14 protein-coding genes are annotated in these 21,245 nt (G+C 71.8%); 6 read left to right on the top strand and 8 right to left on the bottom strand.

The genetic code is table 11. From position 1 onward, the window contains the following. Positions 1–16 precede the first annotated feature (16 nt). The 4 genes from ACIF80_RS08025 to ACIF80_RS08040 form a co-directional block, all read right to left on the bottom strand. A complete protein-coding gene (locus tag ACIF80_RS08025) occupies positions 17–1,252 on the bottom strand; it encodes a branched-chain amino acid ABC transporter substrate-binding protein (protein WP_399800777.1) in 1,236 nt (411 codons plus the stop codon). Positions 1,253–2,148: 896 nt separating this feature from the next. Further along, positions 2,149–2,655, bottom strand: a complete 507-nt coding sequence (locus ACIF80_RS08030) for a hypothetical protein (RefSeq protein WP_399800780.1) — start codon at positions 2,653–2,655, stop codon at positions 2,149–2,151. A gap of 91 nt (positions 2,656–2,746) precedes the next feature. Beyond that, the gene (locus tag ACIF80_RS08035) at positions 2,747–3,241 is read right to left on the bottom strand and encodes a PaaI family thioesterase (RefSeq protein WP_399800782.1); all 495 of its coding nucleotides are present in this window, start codon (positions 3,239–3,241) and stop codon (positions 2,747–2,749) included. A gap of 125 nt (positions 3,242–3,366) precedes the next feature. Next, a complete protein-coding gene (locus ACIF80_RS08040) occupies positions 3,367–5,646 on the bottom strand; it encodes an FdhF/YdeP family oxidoreductase (protein ID WP_399800784.1) in 2,280 nt (759 codons plus the stop codon). A 246-nt stretch (positions 5,647–5,892) separates the two neighbouring features. On the opposite strand from ACIF80_RS08040, the gene polA reads away from it, so the two are divergent. Continuing rightward, a complete protein-coding gene (polA, locus tag ACIF80_RS08045) occupies positions 5,893–8,619 on the top strand; it encodes a DNA polymerase I (RefSeq protein ID WP_399800787.1) in 2,727 nt (908 codons plus the stop codon). Between the two features lie 545 nt (positions 8,620–9,164). Here the strand turns inward: polA and ACIF80_RS08050 are convergent. Further along, positions 9,165–10,025, bottom strand: coding sequence for a DUF4184 family protein (locus ACIF80_RS08050; protein WP_399800789.1), 861 nt, complete (start codon positions 10,023–10,025; stop codon positions 9,165–9,167). Between the two features lie 328 nt (positions 10,026–10,353). Here ACIF80_RS08050 and ACIF80_RS08055 point away from each other — a divergent pair, with 328 nt between their 5' ends. Together ACIF80_RS08055 and ACIF80_RS08060 are read left to right on the top strand one after the other, a co-directional pair. Beyond that, positions 10,354–12,126 (top strand): lytic transglycosylase domain-containing protein, encoded by a 1,773-nt coding sequence (locus tag ACIF80_RS08055; RefSeq protein WP_399800792.1) that lies wholly within the window; start codon positions 10,354–10,356, stop codon positions 12,124–12,126. Positions 12,127–12,201: 75 nt separating this feature from the next. Continuing rightward, entirely contained in the window at positions 12,202–12,438 is a 237-nt protein-coding gene (locus ACIF80_RS08060) for a hypothetical protein (protein ID WP_399800795.1), read from the top strand. Between the two features lie 20 nt (positions 12,439–12,458). Here ACIF80_RS08060 and ACIF80_RS08065 read toward each other — a convergent pair whose 3' ends face one another. Then, positions 12,459–13,328, bottom strand: coding sequence for an MBL fold metallo-hydrolase (locus ACIF80_RS08065; protein ID WP_399800797.1), 870 nt, complete (start codon positions 13,326–13,328; stop codon positions 12,459–12,461). A 381-nt stretch (positions 13,329–13,709) separates the two neighbouring features. Here ACIF80_RS08065 and ACIF80_RS08070 point away from each other — a divergent pair, with 381 nt between their 5' ends. Then, the gene (locus ACIF80_RS08070) at positions 13,710–14,384 is read left to right on the top strand and encodes a formylglycine-generating enzyme family protein (protein WP_399800799.1); all 675 of its coding nucleotides are present in this window, start codon (positions 13,710–13,712) and stop codon (positions 14,382–14,384) included. 360 nt (positions 14,385–14,744) lie between these two features. Here ACIF80_RS08070 and hrpB read toward each other — a convergent pair whose 3' ends face one another. Next, complete coding sequence (gene hrpB / locus ACIF80_RS08075) at positions 14,745–17,297, bottom strand: ATP-dependent helicase HrpB (RefSeq protein WP_399800801.1); 2,553 nt, start codon at positions 17,295–17,297, stop codon at positions 14,745–14,747. A gap of 4 nt (positions 17,298–17,301) precedes the next feature. Continuing rightward, positions 17,302–18,213, bottom strand: a complete 912-nt coding sequence (locus ACIF80_RS08080; protein WP_399800803.1) for a class I SAM-dependent methyltransferase — start codon at positions 18,211–18,213, stop codon at positions 17,302–17,304. A 309-nt stretch (positions 18,214–18,522) separates the two neighbouring features. Here ACIF80_RS08080 and rpsA point away from each other — a divergent pair, with 309 nt between their 5' ends. Both rpsA and ACIF80_RS08090 read left to right on the top strand, forming a co-directional pair. Beyond that, complete coding sequence (gene rpsA / locus ACIF80_RS08085) at positions 18,523–20,034, top strand: 30S ribosomal protein S1 (RefSeq protein WP_386398633.1); 1,512 nt, start codon at positions 18,523–18,525, stop codon at positions 20,032–20,034. Between the two features lie 272 nt (positions 20,035–20,306). Continuing rightward, a complete protein-coding gene (locus ACIF80_RS08090) occupies positions 20,307–21,245 on the top strand; it encodes a PAC2 family protein (RefSeq protein ID WP_399800806.1) in 939 nt (312 codons plus the stop codon).

Below are 21,245 nucleotides of genomic sequence, written 5' to 3' on the forward strand. Positions count from 1 at the left end.
TGTGGTGCGGGCTGGGTCAGCCGGTGTAGGTGCCGGAGTCGACGGCCTTCCAGTCGCCGTTCTCGACGGCGTAGACGGTGAGCTGCTTGTTGGTGGCGTCGCCGAACTCGTCGAAGGAGACCTTGCCGGTGACTCCGTCGAAGGAGACGTTCTGCATGGCGGCGGTGACCTTGGCGCGGGCGTCGTCGGGGAGCTTGCCGTCGTTGTCCTCGACGACCTTCTTGACGGCTTCGATGATGGCCCAGGCGGAGTCGTAGCTGTAGCCGCCGTAGGCTTCGTAGTCTTCCTTGTACTTCTCGGCCTTGTAGTTGGCGACGAACTCCTTGGCGGAGGGGAGGTCTTCGACGGGGGCGCCGACGGAGGTGGCGAGGTCGCCGGTGCCGGTGGCGCCGGCGAGCTTGATGAAGTCGGCGCTGTAGATGCCGTCGCCGCCGACGAGCGGGATCTTGGCTCCGGCGGCCTTGATCTGCTTGCTGAGCGGGCCGGCCTGCGGGTATTCGCCGCCGTAGTAGACGACGTCGGCGCCGGACTTCTTGACCTTGGCAGCGACGGCGTTGAAGTCCTTGGTGTCCGGGTTGATGTGCTCGGTGCCGACGACGTCGCCGCCGAGCTTCTTGAAGGCCTCGGTGAAGGTCGCGGCGAGGCCGGCGCCGTAGGTCTTCTTGTCGTCGATGACGAAGACCTTGCGCTTCTTGGAGTCGTTGTAGAGGTACTCGGCGGCGAACGGGCCCTGGATGGCGTCCGTGGTCGCGGTGCGGAAGTACGACTTGTAGGGGCGGACCTGCTTGGTCTGCCAGTCGACGCCCTGGGTGAGCGAGGGGTTCGTGTTGGCGGGGGAGACCTCGACGAGCTGGGCGGCGTCGAAGACCTTCTGCATGGATTCGCCGACGGAGGAGTTCAGCGGACCGACGACACCGAGGACTTCGTCGTTGGCGACGAGCTTGGTGGCGTTCTGCTGGCCCACGGAGGGCTGGCCCTGGTCGTCGAGCGCTTCCACCTTGAAGGTGACGCCGTCGACGGTCTTCTCCTTGTTGGCGATCCTGGTGGCGAGGTCCACGGAGTTCTTGATGCCGAGGCCCAGCGCGGACAGGTCGCCGGTCAGCGGTGCGTCGACGCCGATGACGACGGTGGTGCCGCCGTTGCCGGAATCCGAGCCGCCGCTGCCGCCCTCGTCGCGCGAACCGCAGGCGGTGAGGGTGAGTGCTCCTGCCGCCAAAGCAGCGGTGACGGCGATGAGTGAACGTTGACGCACGATCCAGTCCTTTCCCCTGACGGCTGTTTCCCGGTGGAAACGGCCGAGTCGAGCGCTGGGCCGAAGTAAGAATCGGGAGGCGCGGTGACTGGCCGTGACTCTAAGCGGGTGAAGGGAACGGGGAGGAGGGTCTGGCCAATGCTGTGACTCTCTTGTTATGACACGAGGTAATGCAGAGCGGTACTGAGTGGGGGGAACGGCGGAATTCCAGCCGTTTTGACCTGTCCGCATGCTGAGAAACCGCAGGACCGGGCGGGGGTCGTTCAGGTGTGTCAGGGGTTTTGGTGATTACCGAAAATCGTTGCCGCAGGCGACCTGTAGGGCTATGGAGAGGTCCCGCGTGTAGCGCGGTCCGAGGATGAAGCTGTGGGTCCGTATTGCGCGCGCATTACGCAGAGTTACATCCAGGAAAGGGAGTCCGACGTTCTCTGGCAATTCTCCACATTCCGTGACGCGGAGGGTGATGGCGATCTTGCGGGGGGATCCTTCTTTTGTCCGGAAAGGGGCGTGCGGGCTGGAGGTCGCCGAAAGGCCCGCGTAGGGCTGGGATATGCGGGTGACGGTGACCGGAGGGCCTGATTCCACAGTGAGTTCGACGAGGAAGCTGAAATTCCGCTTGTCTGTTTCCGGGCCTCTGGCCTGCGGCTTCAGGTAGGTGACCGTGGTCACCTGGGACGGGAACGGCGGTGCGGGTGGCGGGGGTTGCCGGGGGCGTGTGGTGTACAGGAGGACGCCGGCGGCGAGGACGGCCGCCGCGGTGAGGGCGGCGGGTACGGTCCGGCGGTGACGCCCGTGCAGCGCCGCGAGGGGTCCGCGGCGGGGGACCCGGGGACCGCGAGGTGGCGGCGGGGTCAGGGGGCGGGTTTCGCCGCCGGGTTCCACGGGGCCGATGGCGTTCACCGCCAGGCGCCTTCGTCCGGTCCGCCGGCGCGGTGCCGTTCGGCGCACGCCTCACGGACGTGACGGCCGATCACGTCGTGGGCGGCCGCGGCGCCTCGGTGCTCACGGACGGGGCGGGCGGCGGCCACGGCGTCGCGCAGGATGTCGTACTGGCCGTTGGACAGGCCCATGGACTGGTAGTCGCCGTAGGCGGTGCCGTCCAGTACCTCACGGGCCCAGTGGGTGACGATCCGTGCGCACACGTCCTCGGAGGCGGTCGCTGACGGCGAGGGCGAGGGGGGCGGCGGCAGGGAGGGCGCCGGGGTGCCGGTGCGTCCGGACGGGCCGCATCCGGCTGTCAGGAGGACGGTCGCGAGGGCGGCCAGGAGAGAAGCCGGAAACGCTCTCGTGAAGACCGACGGGAGGAGCGCCGGGAGCGCCGGAGGTGCCGGGAGGGGCACCGTGGTGAGCAGGGGGCGGCCGGGGCCCCGCACGGCGGGCCGGGTGGCACCTCCCCGTTCCATGCTGGAACGGTAGGGCACCCACTGTTCCCGGGCAATGGCCGGGCGACGGGTGGTGCGGGGCGGTCGCGCGCCCCGCACCACCCCGTGCCGGTCAGCCCTTGGCGGTGCCGGCGACCTGCTCCGCGTCCTTCGGACCGACGTCCCGCAGCAGGCAGGTCAGCCGCGCGGTGCACACCCGCTTGCCGGCCTCGTCGCTGATGACGATCTCGTACGTGGCCGTGGACCGTCCCCGGTGCACCGGGGTGGCGACCCCGGTGACCAGGCCGGAGCGCGCGCCGCGGTGGTGGGTGCAGTTGAGGTCGACGCCCACGGCGATCTTGGTGGCGCCGCCGTGCAGCATCGACCCCACCGAGCCGAGGGTCTCGGCCAGGACGGCGGAGGCGCCGCCGTGCAGCAGCCCGTAGGGCTGGGTGTTGCCCTCCACCGGCATCGTCCCGACGACCCGCTCCGCCGAGGCCTCCAGGATCTGCACGCCCATGCGGGTGCCGAGGTGGCCGGCGGAGAACAGTGCCCCCAGGTCCACCCCGAGCGCGGCGTACTCGTCGATGACCTCTTGCGGGAACTTCACGTGCTGCTGCTCTCCCATGGGGCCGGGCTCCGTTCGTCGTTCGTCGTGGTTCGTCCGTCGTGATCACTGCGGCGGTACGGCACTGCCGTGGACGCTTCTGTGCCACGTCCACGGCAGTGCCGCCGCCCTCACTGAGCAAACGCTCAGTCGGTCGCGGATTGTTCCAGACGGACCACGACGGACTTGCTGGCCGGGGTGTTGCTGGTGTCGGCGGTCGCGTCCAGCGGCACCAGGACGTTGGTCTCCGGGTAGTACGCGGCGGCGCAGCCGCGGGCCGTCGGGTAGTGCACGACGCGGAATCCGGGGGCCCTGCGCTCCACACCGTCCTTCCACTCACCGACCAGGTCGACGTACGAGCCGTCCGCGAGCCGCAGCTCGCGCGCGTCCTCGGGGTTGACGAGCACCACGCGGCGGCCGTTCGTGATGCCGCGGTAGCGGTCGTCGAGGCCGTAGATCGTGGTGTTGTACTGGTCGTGCGAGCGCAGTGTCTGCAGCAGGAGCCGCCCCTTCGGCAGTTCGGGGTACTCGACCGGGGCGGCGGTGAAGTTGGCCTTGCCGGTGGCCGTCGGGAAGCGCCGCTCGTCGCGAGGGGCGTGGGGGAGCGTGAAGCCCGAGGGGTTCGCCACGCGCGCGTTGAAGTCCTCGAAGCCGGGGATCACCCGGGCGATGCGGTCGCGGATCGTCGCGTAATCCTTCTCGAACTCCTCCCACGGCACCTTGCTGTCGGAGCCGAGGACGCGGCGGGCCAGCCGGCAGACGATGGCCGGCTCGGACAGCAGCTGCCCGCTCGCCGGTTCGAGGCGGCCGCGGGAGGCGTGCACCATGCCCATGGAGTCCTCGACCGTCACGAACTGCTCGCCGCTGCCCTGCAGATCGCGTTCGGTGCGCCCCAGGGTCGGCAGGATGAGGGCGCGCGCGCCCGTGACGGCGTGCGAGCGGTTCAGCTTGGTCGACACGTGCACGGTCAGCCGGGCCCGGCGCATCGCGGCCTCGGTGACCTCCGTGTCGGGGGAGGCGGAGACGAAGTTGCCGCCCATGGCGAAGAAGACCTTCGCCCGCCCGTCGCGCAGGGCGCGGATGGCCCGTACGACGTCGTAGCCGTGTTCGCGCGGCGGGGTGAAGCCGAACTCCTTCTCCAGGGCGTCCAGGAACGCCTCCGCGGGCCGTTCGAAGATGCCCATGGTGCGGTCGCCCTGCACGTTGGAGTGGCCGCGCACCGGGCAGACGCCCGCGCCGGGGCGGCCGATGTTGCCGCGCAGCAGCAGGAAGTTGACGATCTCACGGATCATGGGCACGGAGTGCTTGTGCTGGGTGAGGCCCATCGCCCAGCACACGATGACGCTCTTCGATTCGAGGACCATGCGCAGGCACTTCTCGATGTCCTCGCGCGTGAGGCCGGTCGCGGTGAGGGTGGCGTCCCAGTCGGCGGCGCGGGCGGCCTCGGCGAAGTCCTCGTAGCCGTGGGTGTGTTCACGGACGAAGTTCTCGTCGACGGCACCGGGCGTGTCGAGGATCAGCTTGTTGAGGATGCGGAAGAGGGCCTGGTCGCCGCCGAGACGGATCTGCAGGAACAGGTCGGTGAGGGCGGCGCCGGTGGTGAGGCCCTTGGGGGTCTGCGGGTTCTTGAAGCGCTCCAGGCCGGCCTCGGGCAGCGGGTTGACGCTGATGATCCGTGCGCCGTTCGCCTTGGCCTTCTCCAGGGCGGACAGCATGCGCGGGTGGTTGGTGCCCGGGTTCTGGCCGGCGACGATGATCAGGTCGGACTTGTAGAGGTCCTCCAGCAGGACGCTGCCCTTGCCGACGCCGATCGTCTCGGACAGGGCGGAGCCGGAGGACTCGTGGCACATGTTCGAGCAGTCGGGCAGGTTGTTGGTGCCGAGCTCACGCGCGAACAGCTGGTAGAGGAACGCGGCCTCGTTGCTGGTGCGTCCGGAGGTGTAGAAGACGGCCTCGTCGGGGGAGGAGAGGGCGCCGATCTCCTCGGCGACGATGTCGAAGGCGCGCTCCCAGGTGACCGGCTCGTAGCGGTCGCCGCCCTCCGGGAGGTACACGGGGTGGGTCAGGCGGCCCTGCTGCCCCAGCCAGTAGCCGCTGCGGCCGGCCAGGTCGGCGACGGGGTGCTCGGCGAAGAACTCGGGGGTGACCCGTCTCAGGGTGGCCTCCTCGGCCACGGCCTTCGCGCCGTTCTCGCAGAACTCCGCCGTGTGCCGGTGCTCGGGCTCCGGCCAGGCACAGCCCGGACAGTCGAAACCGTTCTTCTGGTTGACGCTGAGGAGGGTCAGCGCCGTGCGTTTCACGCCCATCTGCTGGTGGGCCATGCGCAGACTGTGACCGATCGCCGTGAGGCCCGCTGCCGAGTGTTTCGGCTCGGCGACCTTCGGCGCGTCCTGGACCGGGTCGCCCTTGGGCGGCTTGCTGGCCATCGCGCACTCCTCTTCGCGTACACGTGTGACGTACGCCTCCGATCCTCGCACGGGACGATGACGACGACGGAGGGCCCCGGGTGAGCCGGGACATTCCCCGTGAACGGTTGCGAACGGTTTCGAGGGATTGCGAGCGGCTCCGGGTGAGGGGCGGCCGTGGATCGGCGGGTGCGCGGGACGGCGGCCGTGACGTCCGCGGTGCGGGGGCGGGGCCGAGTGTCGGTGGCGCGTGGCAGGATCGGGGACGTGGCAGAGACAGCAGCGAAGAAGACCGACCAGACCTCCGGCGAGGCCCGACCGCGACTGATGCTCATGGACGGGCATTCGCTGGCCTACCGCGCGTTCTTCGCGCTGCCCGTGGAGAACTTCACCACCGCGGCGGGTCAGCCGACGAACGCGATCTACGGCTTCGCGTCGATGCTCGCGAACACACTGCGTGACGAGGCGCCCACGCATTTCGCGGTGGCCTTCGACGTGTCCCGCAAGACCTGGCGCTCGGCGGAGTTCGCCGAGTACAAGGCGAACCGCTCCAAGACCCCGGACGAGTTCAAGGGCCAGGTCGAGCTGATCGGTGAGCTGCTCGACGCGATGCACGCCCCGCGTTTCGCCGTCGACGGGTTCGAGGCCGACGACGTCATCGCCACGCTCGCCACCCGCGCCGAGGCCGAGGGCTTCGACGTGCTGATCGTCACCGGCGACCGGGACTCCTTCCAGCTGGTCTCCGAGCGCACCACGGTGCTGTATCCGACCAAGGGCGTCTCCGAACTGACCCGGTTCACCCCCGAGAAGGTGTTCGAGAAGTACGGGCTGACGCCCGCGCAGTACCCCGACTTCGCGGCGCTCCGCGGCGACCCCTCCGACAATCTGCCCGGCATTCCCGGTGTCGGTGAGAAGACGGCCGCGAAGTGGATCAACCAGTTCGGGTCCTTCGCACAGCTCGTCGAGCGGGTCGACGAGGTCAAGGGCAAGGCCGGGCAGAATCTGCGCGACCACCTGGAGTCGGTCAAGCTCAACCGCCGCCTCACCGAGCTGGAGCGAGAGGTCGAGCTGGCCAAGGGCGTCACCGACCTGGAGCGGACCGCCTACGACCGCAAGGCCGTCGCGATGATCCTGGACACCCTGGAGATCAGGAACCCGTCACTGCGCGAGCGGCTCTTCGCCGTCGACCCCGGAGCGCAGGAGGCCGAGACCACCCCGGTCGTCGCGGAGGGCGTGGAGCTGGACGGGGCCGTCCTGGGCGCGGGCGAGCTGGCCGGCTGGCTCGCCGAGCACGCCGTCGGCCCCCTCGGCGTCGCCACCGTCGACACCTGGGCGCTGGGCACCGGCTCGGTCGCCGAGATCGCCCTCGCCACGGCCGCCGGACCGGCCGCCTGGTTCGACCCGGCCGAGCTGGACGAGGGCGACGAGCAGGCGTTCGCCGCCTGGCTCTCCGACGCGGACCGGCCCAAGGTGTTCCACAACGCCAAGGGCGCGATGCGGGTCTTCGCCGAGCACGGCTGGAGCGTCGAGGGCGTCTCCATGGACACGGCCCTCGCCGCCTATCTGGTCAAGCCGGGCCGCCGCTCCTTCGCCCTGGACGCGCTGTCCCTGGAGTACCTGCACCGCGAACTGGCACCCGCCGCCGCGGCCGACGGCCAGCTGGCCTTCGGCGCGGACGACGACGCCGCGGCCGAGACGCTGATGGTGCAGGCCCGTGCGGTGCTCGACCTGGGCGAGGCCTTCGAGGGCCGCCTGACGGAGGTGGGTGCCGCGGATCTGCTGCGGGACATGGAACTGCCGACGTCCATCCTGCTGGCCCGCATGGAACGGCACGGCATCGCGGCGGACCGGGCCCACCTGGAATCCATGGAGCAGATGTTCGCGGGCGCCGTGCAGCAGGCCGTGAAGGAGGCGCACGCGGCGGCGGGACACGAGTTCAACCTGGGCTCGCCCAAGCAGCTCCAGGAGGTCCTCTTCGGTGAACTCGGCCTGCCGAAGACGAAGAAGACCAAGACCGGGTACACGACCGACGCCGACGCCCTGGCCTGGCTGGCCGGCCAGACCGACAACGAGCTGCCGGTGATCATGCTCCGGCACCGTGAGCAGGCGAAGCTGCGCGTCACCGTCGAGGGCCTGATCAAGACGATCGCCGCCGACGGCCGTATCCACACCACGTTCAACCAGACGGTCGCCGCCACCGGCCGCCTGTCGTCGACCGACCCGAACCTGCAGAACATCCCGGTCCGCACCGACGAGGGGCGTGCGATCCGCCGGGGCTTCGTCGTCGGCGAGGGCTTCGAATCCCTCCTCACCGCCGACTACAGCCAGATCGAACTGCGGGTGATGGCCCACCTCTCCGAGGACGCCGGTCTCATCGAGGCGTTCACCTCCGGTGAGGACCTGCACACCACGGCCGCCGCGCAGGTGTTCGCGGTCGAGCAGTCCGCGGTGGACGCGGAGATGCGCCGCAAGATCAAGGCGATGTCGTACGGCCTCGCGTACGGGCTGTCCGCCTTCGGGCTCTCGCAGCAGCTGAACATCGAGGCGGCCGAGGCCCGCGCCCTGATGGACGCGTACTTCGAGCGGTTCGGCGGAGTGCGGGACTATCTGCGCCGAGTCGTCGACGAGGCTCGGGCGACGGGCTACACGGCGACCCTCTTCGGCCGCCGGCGCTACCTGCCCGACCTCAACAGCGACAACCGTCAGCGCCGCGAGGCGGCCGAGCGCATGGCGCTGAACGCGCCGATCCAGGGCACGGCGGCGGACATCGTCAAGATCGCCATGCTGAACGTGGACCGCGCACTGCGCGAGGCGGACCTCAAGTCCCGCATGCTCCTCCAGGTCCACGACGAAATCGTCCTGGAGATCGCCCCCGGCGAGCGTCCGGCCGCCGAGGAACTCATCCGCCGGGAGATGGCCGACGCGGTCCGGCTCCGTGTCCCCCTGGGCGTCTCGGTGGGCGCGGGCCCGGACTGGGAGTCGGCGGCACACTGACGGCGCCGGGCACGGCCGGGCCCGACGGGCGGGAGGCGGCAGGGGGACGGGCAGGGGCGGAAGGCACCGGACGGGCGCCTTCCGCCCCTGCCCGTCCCCTTTGCCGGAGCCCGCCCCCGAAGGGCGCTTCACCCGCGTGGACCAGGCGGGCAAGCCGTCGAGTGGACCGGGCGCCAGGATGCGGGGCATGGGCATACGCATGCTTCACCGCAGAGCGGCATTCCCGAGGGCCACCGGCGGACCCACCCCCGAGGCGCTGTCGCCGGTTCCGGTCTTCGCGGCCGGTGCGAGTACCGCCCGTACCCCCGTACCCCTTGCCGTCGCGCTGCGGCGTGCCGCCGCGGACCTCGGCCGCCGCATCACCGACGGACCCCGGCGCCCGGGCCGCGGCGAAGAGGCAGGACTCCCGGGCCCCGGCGGCGAGCCGCCCGCGTGGCGGCTGTGGGCAGAGCTGGCCCGCGGCTGTCTGACGCTCGCCCGCACCCTGCTGCCCCGGCCCCGCCCGGTCCGTATCGTCACCGTGTTCGTGGCGGCCGGCGAGCCCCTCAGTGTGCGGCCGTCCGGCTCGGCCGCCGCGCATCCGCGTCCTCGGGGCCCGCGGTGGCCGGGGCCGGACGCCACGCCCTGACCGCCACGGCGTACACCGGCAGTGCGAGGACGAGCCCGGCGCCCGCCCCGAAGCACACCGTCGGGATCAGCTCCCAGGGCTTCGCGGCCGCACCCCAGTAGTCCCACCAGCGCGAGGCCCGCTGCACGGCCCCCGCCAGCGCGCAGCCGCCGAGCAGCGCGGCGGCCGCCCACCGGTCGGCCGGGGACAGCGCCGGGACCCCCGCAGGCCCCGGGCGGGGCGTCGCCCGGCGCAGCGCCCGCGCCAGGAACACGGCGATCACCACCGCGGCCACCGCCGACCCGCCGTACTGCAGGTACCAGTACAGCGGTGAGCCCGCGATCTCCTGTCCCAGCACGGGGAAGACCCGCATCCCCCACCGGTCGAGGTGCGTGAACTCGTCCCAGACCACGTGCGTCAGCGCGCCGAGCACGGCCGAGACGTACCAGCGCGCCACCAAGGGGGCGCGCACGCGCGCGCGGGGCGTGCCGCAGCGCAGCAGGGCGGCCGTCCGCCCCTGCCGGGGCCGCGGCAGCAGCGCGACGAGCGGTTCGCGGAGCAGGAGCCAGAGACCCACCAACGCCCAGGCGATGCCCGCATCGATGGTGAGAACGCCCGGGAACGAGTGCGTGAAGTCCCCGAACTCCATCGCCCCGGGCAGGAAACTGGCCGCGTAGTAGGTCAGGTCCGGAGCGAGACTGCCCGCCACGAGTACGGCCGGCACCAGCGGTCCCCGGCCGGTCCCGTCGGTGCGTACGGCGGGCAGGACCGCCACCGCATGGCTCAGCGTGAAAGGCAACCCGGCTCCTCGGGAGGGTGGTTGACCCGGCCCGTCGGCCCGGGTGCTCGGCGGACCCCAGTATGCGCGACGCGGCCGTCCTCGACCGGGCGGGGAACGGCTGTGGCCGACCGGTGAAGACCGGGCGTGAACGGGTGTCCGGGCAAAGGATGGTGCCGTAGGGTCGCGAGAGCTGCCGCGCCGGTGCGACCGGCGGGGCGGAACTGCGTCGCCACAACGGATCGTTACAACGGATCAGTACAACTGATGGCCGCGGCTGATCGTCACAACAGGCGACCGTGACGGACATTGACGGATGCTCCGGCGTCCAAGGGGAGGGGTTCACTCTATGGCGGCGCATTTCGGCAGGAGGCTGCGCAAGGGAGCGGCAACCACCGCCGTGGCGGCGGCCGCGGTGGCTGCCCTGTCCGCGTCCCAGGCGCCGGGCGTGACGATCGGCGGTCAGGACGGCCGCACCTCCTCGGGCACCGCCACGGAACCCGAGGAGAGCACCGGCGACCCCGGCGCGACCGGCAACTCGCCGTACTACACGGACCTGCCGCCGCTGAACAGCCCCAACCCCTCGCCGTCCGCGAGCTCCGACCCGGTCACGCGGGGCGCCGCCGAGGCGGGCATACCCGCGACCGTCCTCGACGCCTACAAGAAGGCCGAAGCCGCGCTGCGCGAGTCCAAGCCCGGCTGCAACCTGCCCTGGCAACTGCTCGCCGCCATCGGCAAGGTGGAGTCCGGCCAGGCCCGCGGCGGACGCGTCGACGCCGACGGCACCACGACCTCCCCGATCATCGGCCCGCAGCTCGACGGCAACGGCTTCGCGCTCATCAAGGACACCGACGACGGCAAGTACGACGGCAACAGCGCCTACGACAACGCCGTCGGCCCCATGCAGTTCATCCCGTCCACCTGGGCGTGGGCCGGCCGCGACGGCAACGACGACGGCCTCGACGACCCCAACAACATCTACGACGCCGCGCTGGCGGCCGGCCACTACCTGTGCCGCTTCGACTGGAACCTGTCCGACCGGGCGGACCTCCGCAAGGCGATCCTCAGCTACAACAACTCGACGGAGTACCTGAACACCGTCCTGTCGTGGCTGGAGTACTACCGCAAGGGCACGCACGAGGTCCCGGACGGCACCGGCACCCTGCCCGACAACCGCAGTGACGACCGCTCCACGAGCCCCACCCCGTCGACGCCGGGCGCCGGCCCGTCCGCCCCGGACACGCGGCCGTCGAAGCCCGGCACCGCGCCCGGCAAGCAGGGCAGCGGCAGTACCGAGCCGCCGGCCTCGCCCGGCACACCGAGCACCCCGCCGTCCACGACCCCGCCGCCGACCACCCCGCCGCCGACGACCCCGCCCCCGACCACCACGCCCCCCACGCCCACCGACACGGTGGACCACCTGGAGAACGCCGGCACCGGCAAGCTCACCGCGACGGCGGGTGAGGCGTTCACCGAGCGGATCCGCACCCGCGCGGAGACGGACGAGGGCAAGAGCGTCGCGAAGGTGCGGATCCGCTTCATCGTCGTCGGCGACACCGACACCACCTTCACCGGCGGCGAGAGCGTGGCCACCGTCCTCACCAACAGCTCCGGTGTCGCCGTCGCGCCCGCGCTCCAGGCGGGCGAGAAGACCGGCGACGTCACCGTCCGCGCCACCGTCGTCGGCCGCGTGGTGCCCGGCCTCGGCTACCGGGCCACCGTCACCGAGCGCGTCGCCGACACCGTCGTCCGCACCGGTGACGAGGAGCTGACCTGCACACCGGACGGCGAGTTCGCCCACCGCGTCGAGGTGCTGGCCACTCACGACGGCGCCCCCGCCGGCAAGGTCGCCGCCACCGCCACGCTGATCACATCGGCCGACGATCCCACCGTCAACGACGAGGGCCCCTACTTCAAGGACGCGGACGACAAGGCCGTCCGCACCCTGAGCGGCCTTCGGACGGACGCGGACGGCCGGCTGAAGCTGCCCCAGCTGTACGCGGACGACACCACCGGCACCTTCCTGCTCCGCGTCACCACCGCGGGCGGCGCCACCCTCACGGTCGAACTCACCGTGGCCGCGGCCGGCACCGCGTCCCCCGAACCCACCACCGGCGCGTAACCGCACGCGTGCCCGCACGCACCCCGCGCGGACACAGGGCGCCCCTCCGTCGCCGACGGAGGGGCGCCCTCCCGCGTGCGCGACGCGTTCTCGTCCTGCCCGGAGGAGGGCCACGTCATCGGCCCCGAGGACCTGGCCCGCATCGCGCCGTACCTGACCGAGCACATCCGCCGCTTCGGCGAATACTCCACCCACGAACTCGGACTCCAGCCCGAGGCGTACGACCCGCACCCGGGCGTCGGCTTCAGTCCGCTGCGTGGCGATGACCCACCCGCCGAGAAATTGGAGCGTCTGCATGGCCTCGCGGCCTGACCGGCCCCGAACCGCCGCGATCACGCCGAGAGGAACGGCTCCGTCAAATGCGGCGTCGCCAGGTGCAGCGTAATGGCGGTTTCGTGGACGAGCATGCGCTCCCTCGAGTGCCTGGCCGCCTCAGGGTCGGCCTCGTGCGCGTAGGCGAGCTCGGGGTGGAGCAGCTGGAGCGCGTGCACCAGGAGGTCGCCGGTGACGAGCGCCAGCTCGCGCCCGTCGGCGACCAGCACGCTCTGGTGCCCGGGCGTGTGACCGGGCGTGGCGACCGCGCGCCCGGTGCGCAGCGGCGTGTCCCCGTCGAGGAGCCGGAGCCGACCGGCGGCCGCGAGCGGGTCGGTGAGGGTCTCGCGAAGCTGCGGGTTGAGCGTGCCGATGGCGTCGAACTCGGCCCGCTGGAGCAGGTATTCGGCGTTCGGGAAATAAGGGCGGCGGCCGCTGGTCGCGCCGCCGGTCGAAGCGTTGCCGTCCACCGCGCCGCCCGCTGATGGGACGGCCGTCTCGGTCACGACCGCCCACCCGACGTGGTCGGTGTGCAGATGTGTGAGCACCACGGTGTCGACTTCGGCCGGGTCGATGCCCGCGGCGGCGAGCGACTCGGGGAGCGCACCGGGCACGGGCGCCCACGAGCCGGCCGGGCTGTCCGCCGGACCGATCCCGGCGTCCACGACGGTGAGGCCCTTGTCGCCGCGGATCGCGTACGCGCGGAACTGGAGCCGCCAGCGGCCCTCGGCGTCGACCGCGCCCGGGTCGTAGCGGTCGGCCTCGGCCCACTGTGCGGCCGTGGCCTCGGGGAAGGCCTCGGCGCGCGGAGAGAAGAACGGGCCCTCGCCGTCGGCGAGGGCGATGATCTCGGTCGAGCCGATCCAGAGGCGGGGAACGCTGAGGGACATGACCGCGATCCTGCCATGCCTTCCACGCGGGTGGGGCTCACCCCGTGCCGTGACGATCTCGACGTGGGGCGAGGTGATCTCTCAGATGAACAGGGGGCAGTGCTGGGGTAGTTGCTGCCCGTTGCGCTGTTGGGTAGGCCGTCGGTGTGTCGAAGGCGCCTACCGCCGCCGCCTGATCGCCGACCGCCACGACATCACCGGCGCCCGCCGTGGGCTCGACCGGCCTCGGGACTGGTGAGCTCGCATGTTGGGGTGGCGCGTGTTCGACAGGCGGCTTGCCGGTTTCGTCACGGTGGGTGTTGAGCCGCCGGACCGTGACGGCCGCATGGAGATGGGACGTGCGGTCCGTCCAGGGCGGGGTGCCAGTAGGATCACCTGCTCATGGATGCGGGTGCAGGAAGCGAGATGGTTGTCGTCCCGCCGGGCCAGGTAACCCTGTCGGACCGGCGGACAGAACGCAGTTGGTCGGTTGAGCTTGCGCCCCACCAACTGGCGGCGTTCCAGGTCACTCAGGTGCTGTACGCACAGATCACCGGAAAGCGGCCGGGAACTTCTCAGGGGGACGAGTTGCCCGTCGAGGGAGTTTCCTGGTGGGACGCGGTCCGGTTCTGCAACGCTCTGTCGCGGCGCGACGGGTTCGTACCCGCCTACCACTTCGATGCCGAGGGCGAGGGCATCGAGTGGGATCCGTCTGCCGATGGGTACCGGCTGCCGACCGAGGCCGAGTGGGAACACGCCTGCCGTGCCGGGATGACCGGACCGCGTTACGGGCCGCTCGACGAGATCGCCTGGTATCGCGGCAACTCGCATGAACGAGTCCACGACGTGGGCGGCAAGCGGCCGAACCCGTGGGGCCTGTACGACATGCTCGGTAACGTTTGGGAGTGGTGCTGGGACATCTACGACGCTGAGGTCTATGGCACCTACCGGGTGCTGCGCGGCGGTGGCTGGTTCGACGAGCACTGGAGCTGTCGGGCCTCCGTGCGCCGCCGTAGCCACCCGACCTTTCAGGTTGACGACGTGGGCTTCCGCATCGCACGGTCCGTCGGGGGCTGACCGTCACCGTGCATGATCACCTGGGGCGTAGCGGCTCCAGGTTCCGCCGGCTTCGGTCACGAGCCGAGTGGCGGTCTTGTCGTGGTAGCCGAGTGCCTTCGCGATGACGGGGGCTGGGGCCTGGAGGACGAGTTGGCGGATCGTGGAAGCCCTGCCGCGCTGTGGCGGGACGCCGATCTCGCGTAGGTGGGCCCGGAGGCTGCCCGGGTTCATCGGCTGTCCTGGTTGGCGGCCAGGGAAGAGCCATCGGAAGCTTCTGGAGCTGGCGTAGGGCAGGTGCTGGTGGGAGCGGACGTAGGGCAGGTGCTGGTGGGAGCGGACGTAGGCCCGCATCAGTTCGGCGACGGGCTCTGGGAGAGGTCACCGTCTGAGCCGCGCGTTGGTGTGCCGGGTCGGCTCGGCCGCGGCGGGGTCCTCGGGCCACGGGTGCCGGGGATAACGGCCGCGCAGCTCGGCCCGTACGCCCTTGTAGCCGTCCTTCCAGAAGGAGGCGAGGTCGGCGGTGACGGCGGCGGGCCGGCCGGCCGGGGACAGCAGATGCACCAGCAGGGGCACCCCGGCCACCCGCGGCGACTCCTGGAGCCCGAACATCTCCTGGAGCTTCACCGCGAGCACCGGCTGCGCGGGGTCGGAGTAGTCGATGCGGACCGCGGACCCGCTGGGCACGGTGATCCGCTCGGGGGCGAGTTCGTCCAGCCGGGCAGCCTCCCCGGACGCCCACGGCAGCAGCCGGCGGAGGGCCTGCCCGGCGTCGATCCGGGCCAGGTCGGCCCGGCGCCGGGCCCGGCTCAGCTCCGGCTCCAGCCACTCCTGCACGCGCGCGTGCAGCGCGTCGTCGGACACGTCGGGCCAGGGCTCGCCGGCCTGCCGGTGCACGAACGCGAGCCGCTGCCGCAGCACGGCCGCCCCGGCCGGCCACCGCAGCAGCCCGAGCCCCTCCCGCCGCAACCCGTCCAGCAGCGCGGCCCGTACGAGCGCGGGCTCCGCGTCGGTACGGGGCCGTACGGCCAGTTCGACGGCCCCCAGCCGCTCGACCCGCCGGGCGACGACGTCCCCGTCGGCCCAGTGCACCTCCTCGCGCGTCTCCAGCAGGGCGCCGGCCGCCCACCGCGCGGTGGCCTCGTCGACGACCGCGCCGAGCTGCACGCGCGCGTGCCCCCGCCCCACGGGCCGGTCGGCCGCGGCGACCGCGATCCAGGGCGCGCCGCGCAGCCCGGTGCCCGCCCCGGCCTCGGCCCGCGTCCCGGACACCATCAGATACGAACCGCCGTCCGCGCGGGCGATCCGCTCGGGGAACGCGAGCGCGGCCACCAGCCCCACCCGCGCGTCCACCTCGTCCACGCGCGGCGGGCCGCCGTCCGTCTGCGAGGAACCCCGCGGGGTGCTCCGCGAGGTGCCCTGCGCGGAGACGTCCTGGGCGAGCGCGCGCAGCCGGCGCACCTCGGCGCGCCACCGCTGCGCGTAGGCGTCGTCCCCGCGCCGCGCGGTGCGCAACGCACCGGCGAGGTCGTCCCCGTAGCTGCGCGGCGCCTCCTCGCCGATCAGCGCGACCACCTCGGCGGCGAGCGCGGGGCCCACGGCCGCCGCCGCGTCCAGCAGGGCACGCCCGAGCCGGGGATGCAGGCCCAGCCGGGCGAGCCGGGTGCCCCGCTCCGTGGCCCGCCCGTCGGCGCCGACGGCCCCGATCGCGGTCAGGACGGTCCCGGCCGCCGCCATCGCCCCGGCCGGGGGCGGATCGAGCAGGGCGAGCCCGGAGGCGTCCGGATCGCCCCAGCAGGCCGCCTGGAGCGCGAACGCCGTCAGGTCGGCCACCTTGATCTCGGGGGAGGGGAACCGCGGCAGCCGGGTGTCCTCCGCCTCCGCCCAGCACCGGTACACCGCGCCCGGCGCCTCACGCCCGGCCCGTCCCGCCCGCTGCCGGCCCGCCGCCTGCGAGGCCCGTACCGTCGTCAGAGCGCTCAGCCCGCGCGCGTGGTCGACACGGGGCTCACGCGCGAGGCCAGCGTCCACGACCACCCGCACCCCCGGCACCGTCAGCGACGACTCCGCCACCGAGGTCGCCAGCACCACCCGCCGCCGCTGTCCGGGCGCCAGCACCGCGTCCTGCACCGCGGCCGGCGCCCGCCCGTGCACCTGGAGCACCTCGACGCCCGGGAGCGTCCCCAGCTGCGCGGCGACCCGGGCGATCTCGCCCACGCCCGGCAGGAACACCAGGACGTCCCCGTCCCGCTCGGCCAGCGCCCGCCGCACCACCGACGCCACATGCGTCAGCAGCGCCGGATCGACCCGCATACCGTGCGGCGGCCGTACCGGACGCGCGGGCGGTGCCCACACCACCTCCACCGGGTGCGCCGTGCCGCGCGCCTCGACGACGGGCGCGTCGCCCAGCAGCCGTGCCCAGCCCGCCGCGTCGGTCGTCGCCGACGCGGCCACCAGACGCAGCTCCGGACGCAGCGTCTCGCGCACGTCCCACAGGAACGCCGCGGCCGTGTCCGCGTCCAGGTGCCGCTCGTGGCACTCGTCGAGAACCACGACGTCCACGCCGGTCAGCTCCTGGTCGCGCTGCAGCCGCTGAAGGAGCACACCGGTCGTGACGACCTCCACACGCGTGTGCCGGCCGGTCACCCGCTCCCCGCGCACCGTGAAGCCGACCGACTCGCCGGGCTTCTCGCCCAGCAGCCAGGCCATCCGCCGGGCCGCCGCGCGCGCCGCGATCCGCCGCGGCTCGGCGACCACGACCCGCCGCGCGGGACCGTCACCGGTCAGCCCCGCCAGCACCAGCGGCACCAGGGTCGTCTTCCCGGTGCCGGGCGGGGCGACGAGCACGGCGGTGCCGTGATCCCGGAGGGCGTCGGTCAGCGGCGGGAGCGCCTCGCGTACGGGGAGGGAGTCCAGAGCGTCGTGACGGATCACGCCCTCAGTCCCGGACGCACACGAAGATCGCCGTTCCCGGGATCAGACGGCCGCGCAGCGGGGACCAGCCGCCCCATTCGGAGCTGTTCCACTCCGGCCACTGCGGCTCCACCAGGTCCACCAGCCGGAAGCCCGAGGCGGCGACGTCGCGGACCCGGTCGCCCAGCGTCCTGTGGTGCTCGACGTACACCGCGCGGCCCTGCTCGTCCTCCTCCACGTAGGGCGTGCGGTCGAAGTACGACCCGGAGACGCTCAGCCCCTCCGGACCGGGCTCGTCCGGGAACGCCCAGCGGATGGGATGCGTGACGGAGAAGACGAACCGGCCGCCGGGCCGCAGCACCCGGTGCACCTCGCGCAGCACGAGCCGCGGGTCGGCGACGAAGGGCAGCGCCCCGTACGCCGAGCAGGCCAGGTCGAAGGAACCGTCCGCGAACGGCAGCACACCCGCGTCCGCGCACACCAGCGGCAACGAGCCCCCGATGCGCAGCGCGTGCTGCAGCTGCCGGTGCGAGATGTCCAGGGCCACCGGGCGCGCGCCCTGCGCGGCCAGCCAGCGCGAGCACTGGGCCGCGCCGGCGCCGAGCTCCAGGACGGCGCGGTCCTTCAGCTCCTCCGGCGGGCCGAGCAGCTCGGCCTCCACCTCGTCCAGCCCCTCGGGGCACCACACGAAGCGGTCGTCGCCGAGGAACGTGCCGTGCTCGACCTGGTACTCGTCCGCGTTGCGGTCCCACCAGCCCCGGTTGGCGCGGACGCTCTCGGTGATGCCGGCGTCCCGTCGGGTCGCCTCGGGTTCGGGACCTTCGGGCTCTTGGATGATCGGCTCCATCGTCGTACTCTTCCGTCCAGTCGCCCCGGCTGTCGCCACAGGGGCGCGGTGTCCTGCAGCGGCGGGTCCCGCGTGGCCTCGAGGTGGCATCTGACATGCGGCTCTACCCCCGGACGGGGGAATTGTGCCGGTTATGCGGCGATCCGCCCCGGGTGAGGGCTTCGCGCATTGACCCTGCCCGGCTGCACCCGTATGCTACAAGTTGCGCTGCGAGCCTGCGCACCTCAGACATAGCAGGCTGCGCTCGCGTCTGTTGTATGTCCCCTCGGTTGTCGAGGCGCCACCGGGCACCCGGTGTCTGGAACGGCGCTTCCTAGGCTGTCCGGCTTCTGCAGAGCGAAACGGGCTCCGGCGTAGCAGTACCTACGACTCACTGTCCGTACCGGAGCCCTTTCCCACATGACGAGCAGCACCGAGACCACCGCCACCACCCCGCAGGTTGCGGTCAACGACATCGGTAACGAGGAAGCCTTCCTCGCCGCGATCGACGAGACGATCAAGTACTTCAACGACGGCGACATCGTCGACGGCGTCATCGTGAAGGTCGACCGGGACGAGGTCCTGCTCGACATCGGTTACAAGACCGAAGGTGTCATCCCGAGCCGCGAACTCTCGATCAAGCACGACGTCGACCCCAACGAGGTCGTCGCCGTCGGTGACGAGATCGAAGCCCTTGTTCTCCAGAAGGAGGACAAGGAAGGCCGCCTGATCCTCTCGAAGAAGCGCGCCCAGTACGAGCGCGCCTGGGGCACCATCGAGAAGATCAAGGAAGAGGACGGCATCGTCACGGGTACCGTCATCGAGGTCGTCAAGGGTGGTCTCATCCTCGACATCGGCCTCCGTGGCTTCCTCCCGGCCTCCCTGGTCGAGATGCGCCGTGTCCGCGACCTCCAGCCCTACGTGGGCAAGGAGCTCGAGGCGAAGATCATCGAGCTGGACAAGAACCGCAACAACGTGGTCCTGTCCCGCCGTGCCTGGCTGGAGCAGACCCAGTCCGAGGTCCGCCAGACGTTCCTCACCACCCTCCAGAAGGGCCAGGTGCGTTCCGGCGTCGTCTCCTCGATCGTCAACTTCGGTGCCTTCGTGGACCTGGGTGGCGTCGACGGCCTGGTGCACGTGTCCGAGCTGTCCTGGAAGCACATCGACCACCCCTCCGAGGTCGTCGAGGTCGGTCAGGAAGTCACCGTCGAGGTCCTCGACGTCGACATGGACCGCGAGCGTGTCTCCCTGTCGCTGAAGGCGACGCAGGAAGACCCGTGGCAGCAGTTCGCCCGCACCCACCAGATCGGCCAGGTCGTGCCCGGCAAGGTCACGAAGCTGGTTCCGTTCGGTGCGTTCGTCCGCGTGGACGAGGGCATCGAGGGTCTGGTCCACATCTCCGAGCTGGCCGAGCGCCACGTGGAGATCCCGGAGCAGGTCGTCCAGGTCAACGACGAGATCTTCGTCAAGGTCATCGACATCGACCTCGAGCGCCGCCGCATCAGCCTCTCGCTGAAGCAGGCCAACGAGGCCTTCGGTGCCGACCCGTCGGTGGTCGAGTTCGACCCGACCCTGTACGGCATGGCCGCGTCCTACGACGACCAGGGCAACTACATCTACCCCGAGGGCTTCGACCCCGAGACCAACGACTGGCTCGAGGGCTACGAGACCCAGCGCGAGGTGTGGGAGACCCAGTACGCCGAGGCGCAGTCCCGCTTCGAGCAGCACCAGGCGCAGGTCATTAAGTCCCGCGAGGCGGACGAGAAGGCCGCTGCCGAGGGTGTCGACACCGCGGGTGCGGCTCCGGCCGCGTCCGGCGGCGGTGGCGGCGGTGGCTCGTACTCCTCCGAGGGCGGTGACAACTCCGGCGCCCTGGCTTCGGACGAGGCGCTGGCCGCGCTGCGCGAGAAGCTGGCCGGCGGCCAGAGCTGAACCGCAGCACGCTGAGCGGTAACCACTGAGCGCGAGCTCTTGGGCCGAGGGCCCGCACCCCACCGGGGTGCGGGCCCTCGGCACGTCCCGGTCCGGTGACCCGGCGGCCCGGGAGGCCGCCCGGCCGGCCGGTGACGGTGCCCGAACCGGCGCGGGAGGACGGCGCCGCACGTGAAGTCGCGTGAGAACAAGGGCGTTCGAGGGGGGACTCCGGGAATGCCGGTGCCGCGCGTCACGTTGTCCACTAGGACACACGAGGAGGGGCGGTCACTGTGCTTGATCCGCAGGGTTTGTACGCATGGGAGCCGAAGGGGCTGGCTGTCGTCGACATGGCGCTCGCCCAGGAATCGGCCGGCCTTGTCATGCTCTACCACTTCGACGGATACATCGACGCGGGCGAGACCGGCGACCAGATCGCCGAGCGGCTGCTCGACTCGCTGCCCCACCAGGTCGTCGCCCGGTTCGACCACGACCGGCTCGTCGACTACCGGGCCCGTCGCCCTCTGCTGACCTTCACCCGCGACCGCTGGACCGACTACGAGGTGCCCGCGCTCGAGGTGCGGCTGGTCCAGGACGCCACCGGAGCGCCGTTCCTGCTGCTGTCCGGGCCCGAGCCGGATGTGGAGTGGGAGAGGTTCGCCGCCGCGGTGCGGCAGATCGTGGAGCGGCTCGGCGTCCGCCTGGCGGTGAACTTCCACGGCATCCCCATGGGCGTCCCGCACACCCGCCCCGTGGGCATCACCCCGCACGGCAACCGCATCGACCTCGTCCCGGCCCACAGCAGCCCCTTCGAGGAGGCGCAGGTGCCCGGCAGCGTCGAGGCCCTCGTCGAGTACCGGCTCATGCAGGCCGGACACGACGTGCTCGGAGTCGCCGCCCACGTGCCGCACTACATCGCCCGCTCCGCCTACCCGGACGCGGCGCTGACCGTCCTGGAGACCATCACGGCCGCCACCGGCCTGGTCCTGCCCGGTGTCGCGCACTCCCTGCGCACCGACGCCCACCGCACCCAGACCGAGATCGACCGCCAGGTGCAGGAGGGCGACGAGGAACTCACGGCCCTCATCCAGGGACTCGAGCACCAGTACGACGCCGCCGCGGGTGCCGAAACCCGGGGCAACATGCTCGCCGAGCCGGTGGAGATCCCGTCGGCGGACGAGATCGGGCTCGAGTTCGAGCGGTTCCTGGCGGAGCGCGAAGGCGACATCTGA

The sequence above is a fragment of the Streptomyces sp. NPDC085927 genome (assembly GCF_044540975.1).
In the GTDB taxonomy this organism is placed as follows: domain Bacteria; phylum Actinomycetota; class Actinomycetes; order Streptomycetales; family Streptomycetaceae; genus Streptomyces; species Streptomyces hirsutus.

Bases quoted from the DNA above. Each gene is read 5' to 3' on its own strand.
- ACIF80_RS08030 (WP_399800780.1), bottom strand. From the start codon at position 2,655: ATGGAACGGGGAGGTGCCACCCGGCCCGCCGTGCGGGGCCCCGGCCGC.
- ACIF80_RS08035 (WP_399800782.1), bottom strand. From the start codon at position 3,241: ATGGGAGAGCAGCAGCACGTGAAGTTCCCGCAAGAGGTCATCGACGAG.
- ACIF80_RS08040 (WP_399800784.1), bottom strand. From the start codon at position 5,646: ATGGCCAGCAAGCCGCCCAAGGGCGACCCGGTCCAGGACGCGCCGAAG.
- ACIF80_RS08055 (WP_399800792.1), top strand. From the start codon at position 10,354: ATGGCGGCGCATTTCGGCAGGAGGCTGCGCAAGGGAGCGGCAACCACC.
- ACIF80_RS08065 (WP_399800797.1), bottom strand. From the start codon at position 13,328: ATGTCCCTCAGCGTTCCCCGCCTCTGGATCGGCTCGACCGAGATCATC.
- ACIF80_RS08070 (WP_399800799.1), top strand. From the start codon at position 13,710: ATGGATGCGGGTGCAGGAAGCGAGATGGTTGTCGTCCCGCCGGGCCAG.
- ACIF80_RS08080 (WP_399800803.1), bottom strand. From the start codon at position 18,213: ATGCCACCTCGAGGCCACGCGGGACCCGCCGCTGCAGGACACCGCGCC.
- rpsA (WP_386398633.1), top strand. From the start codon at position 18,523: ATGACGAGCAGCACCGAGACCACCGCCACCACCCCGCAGGTTGCGGTC.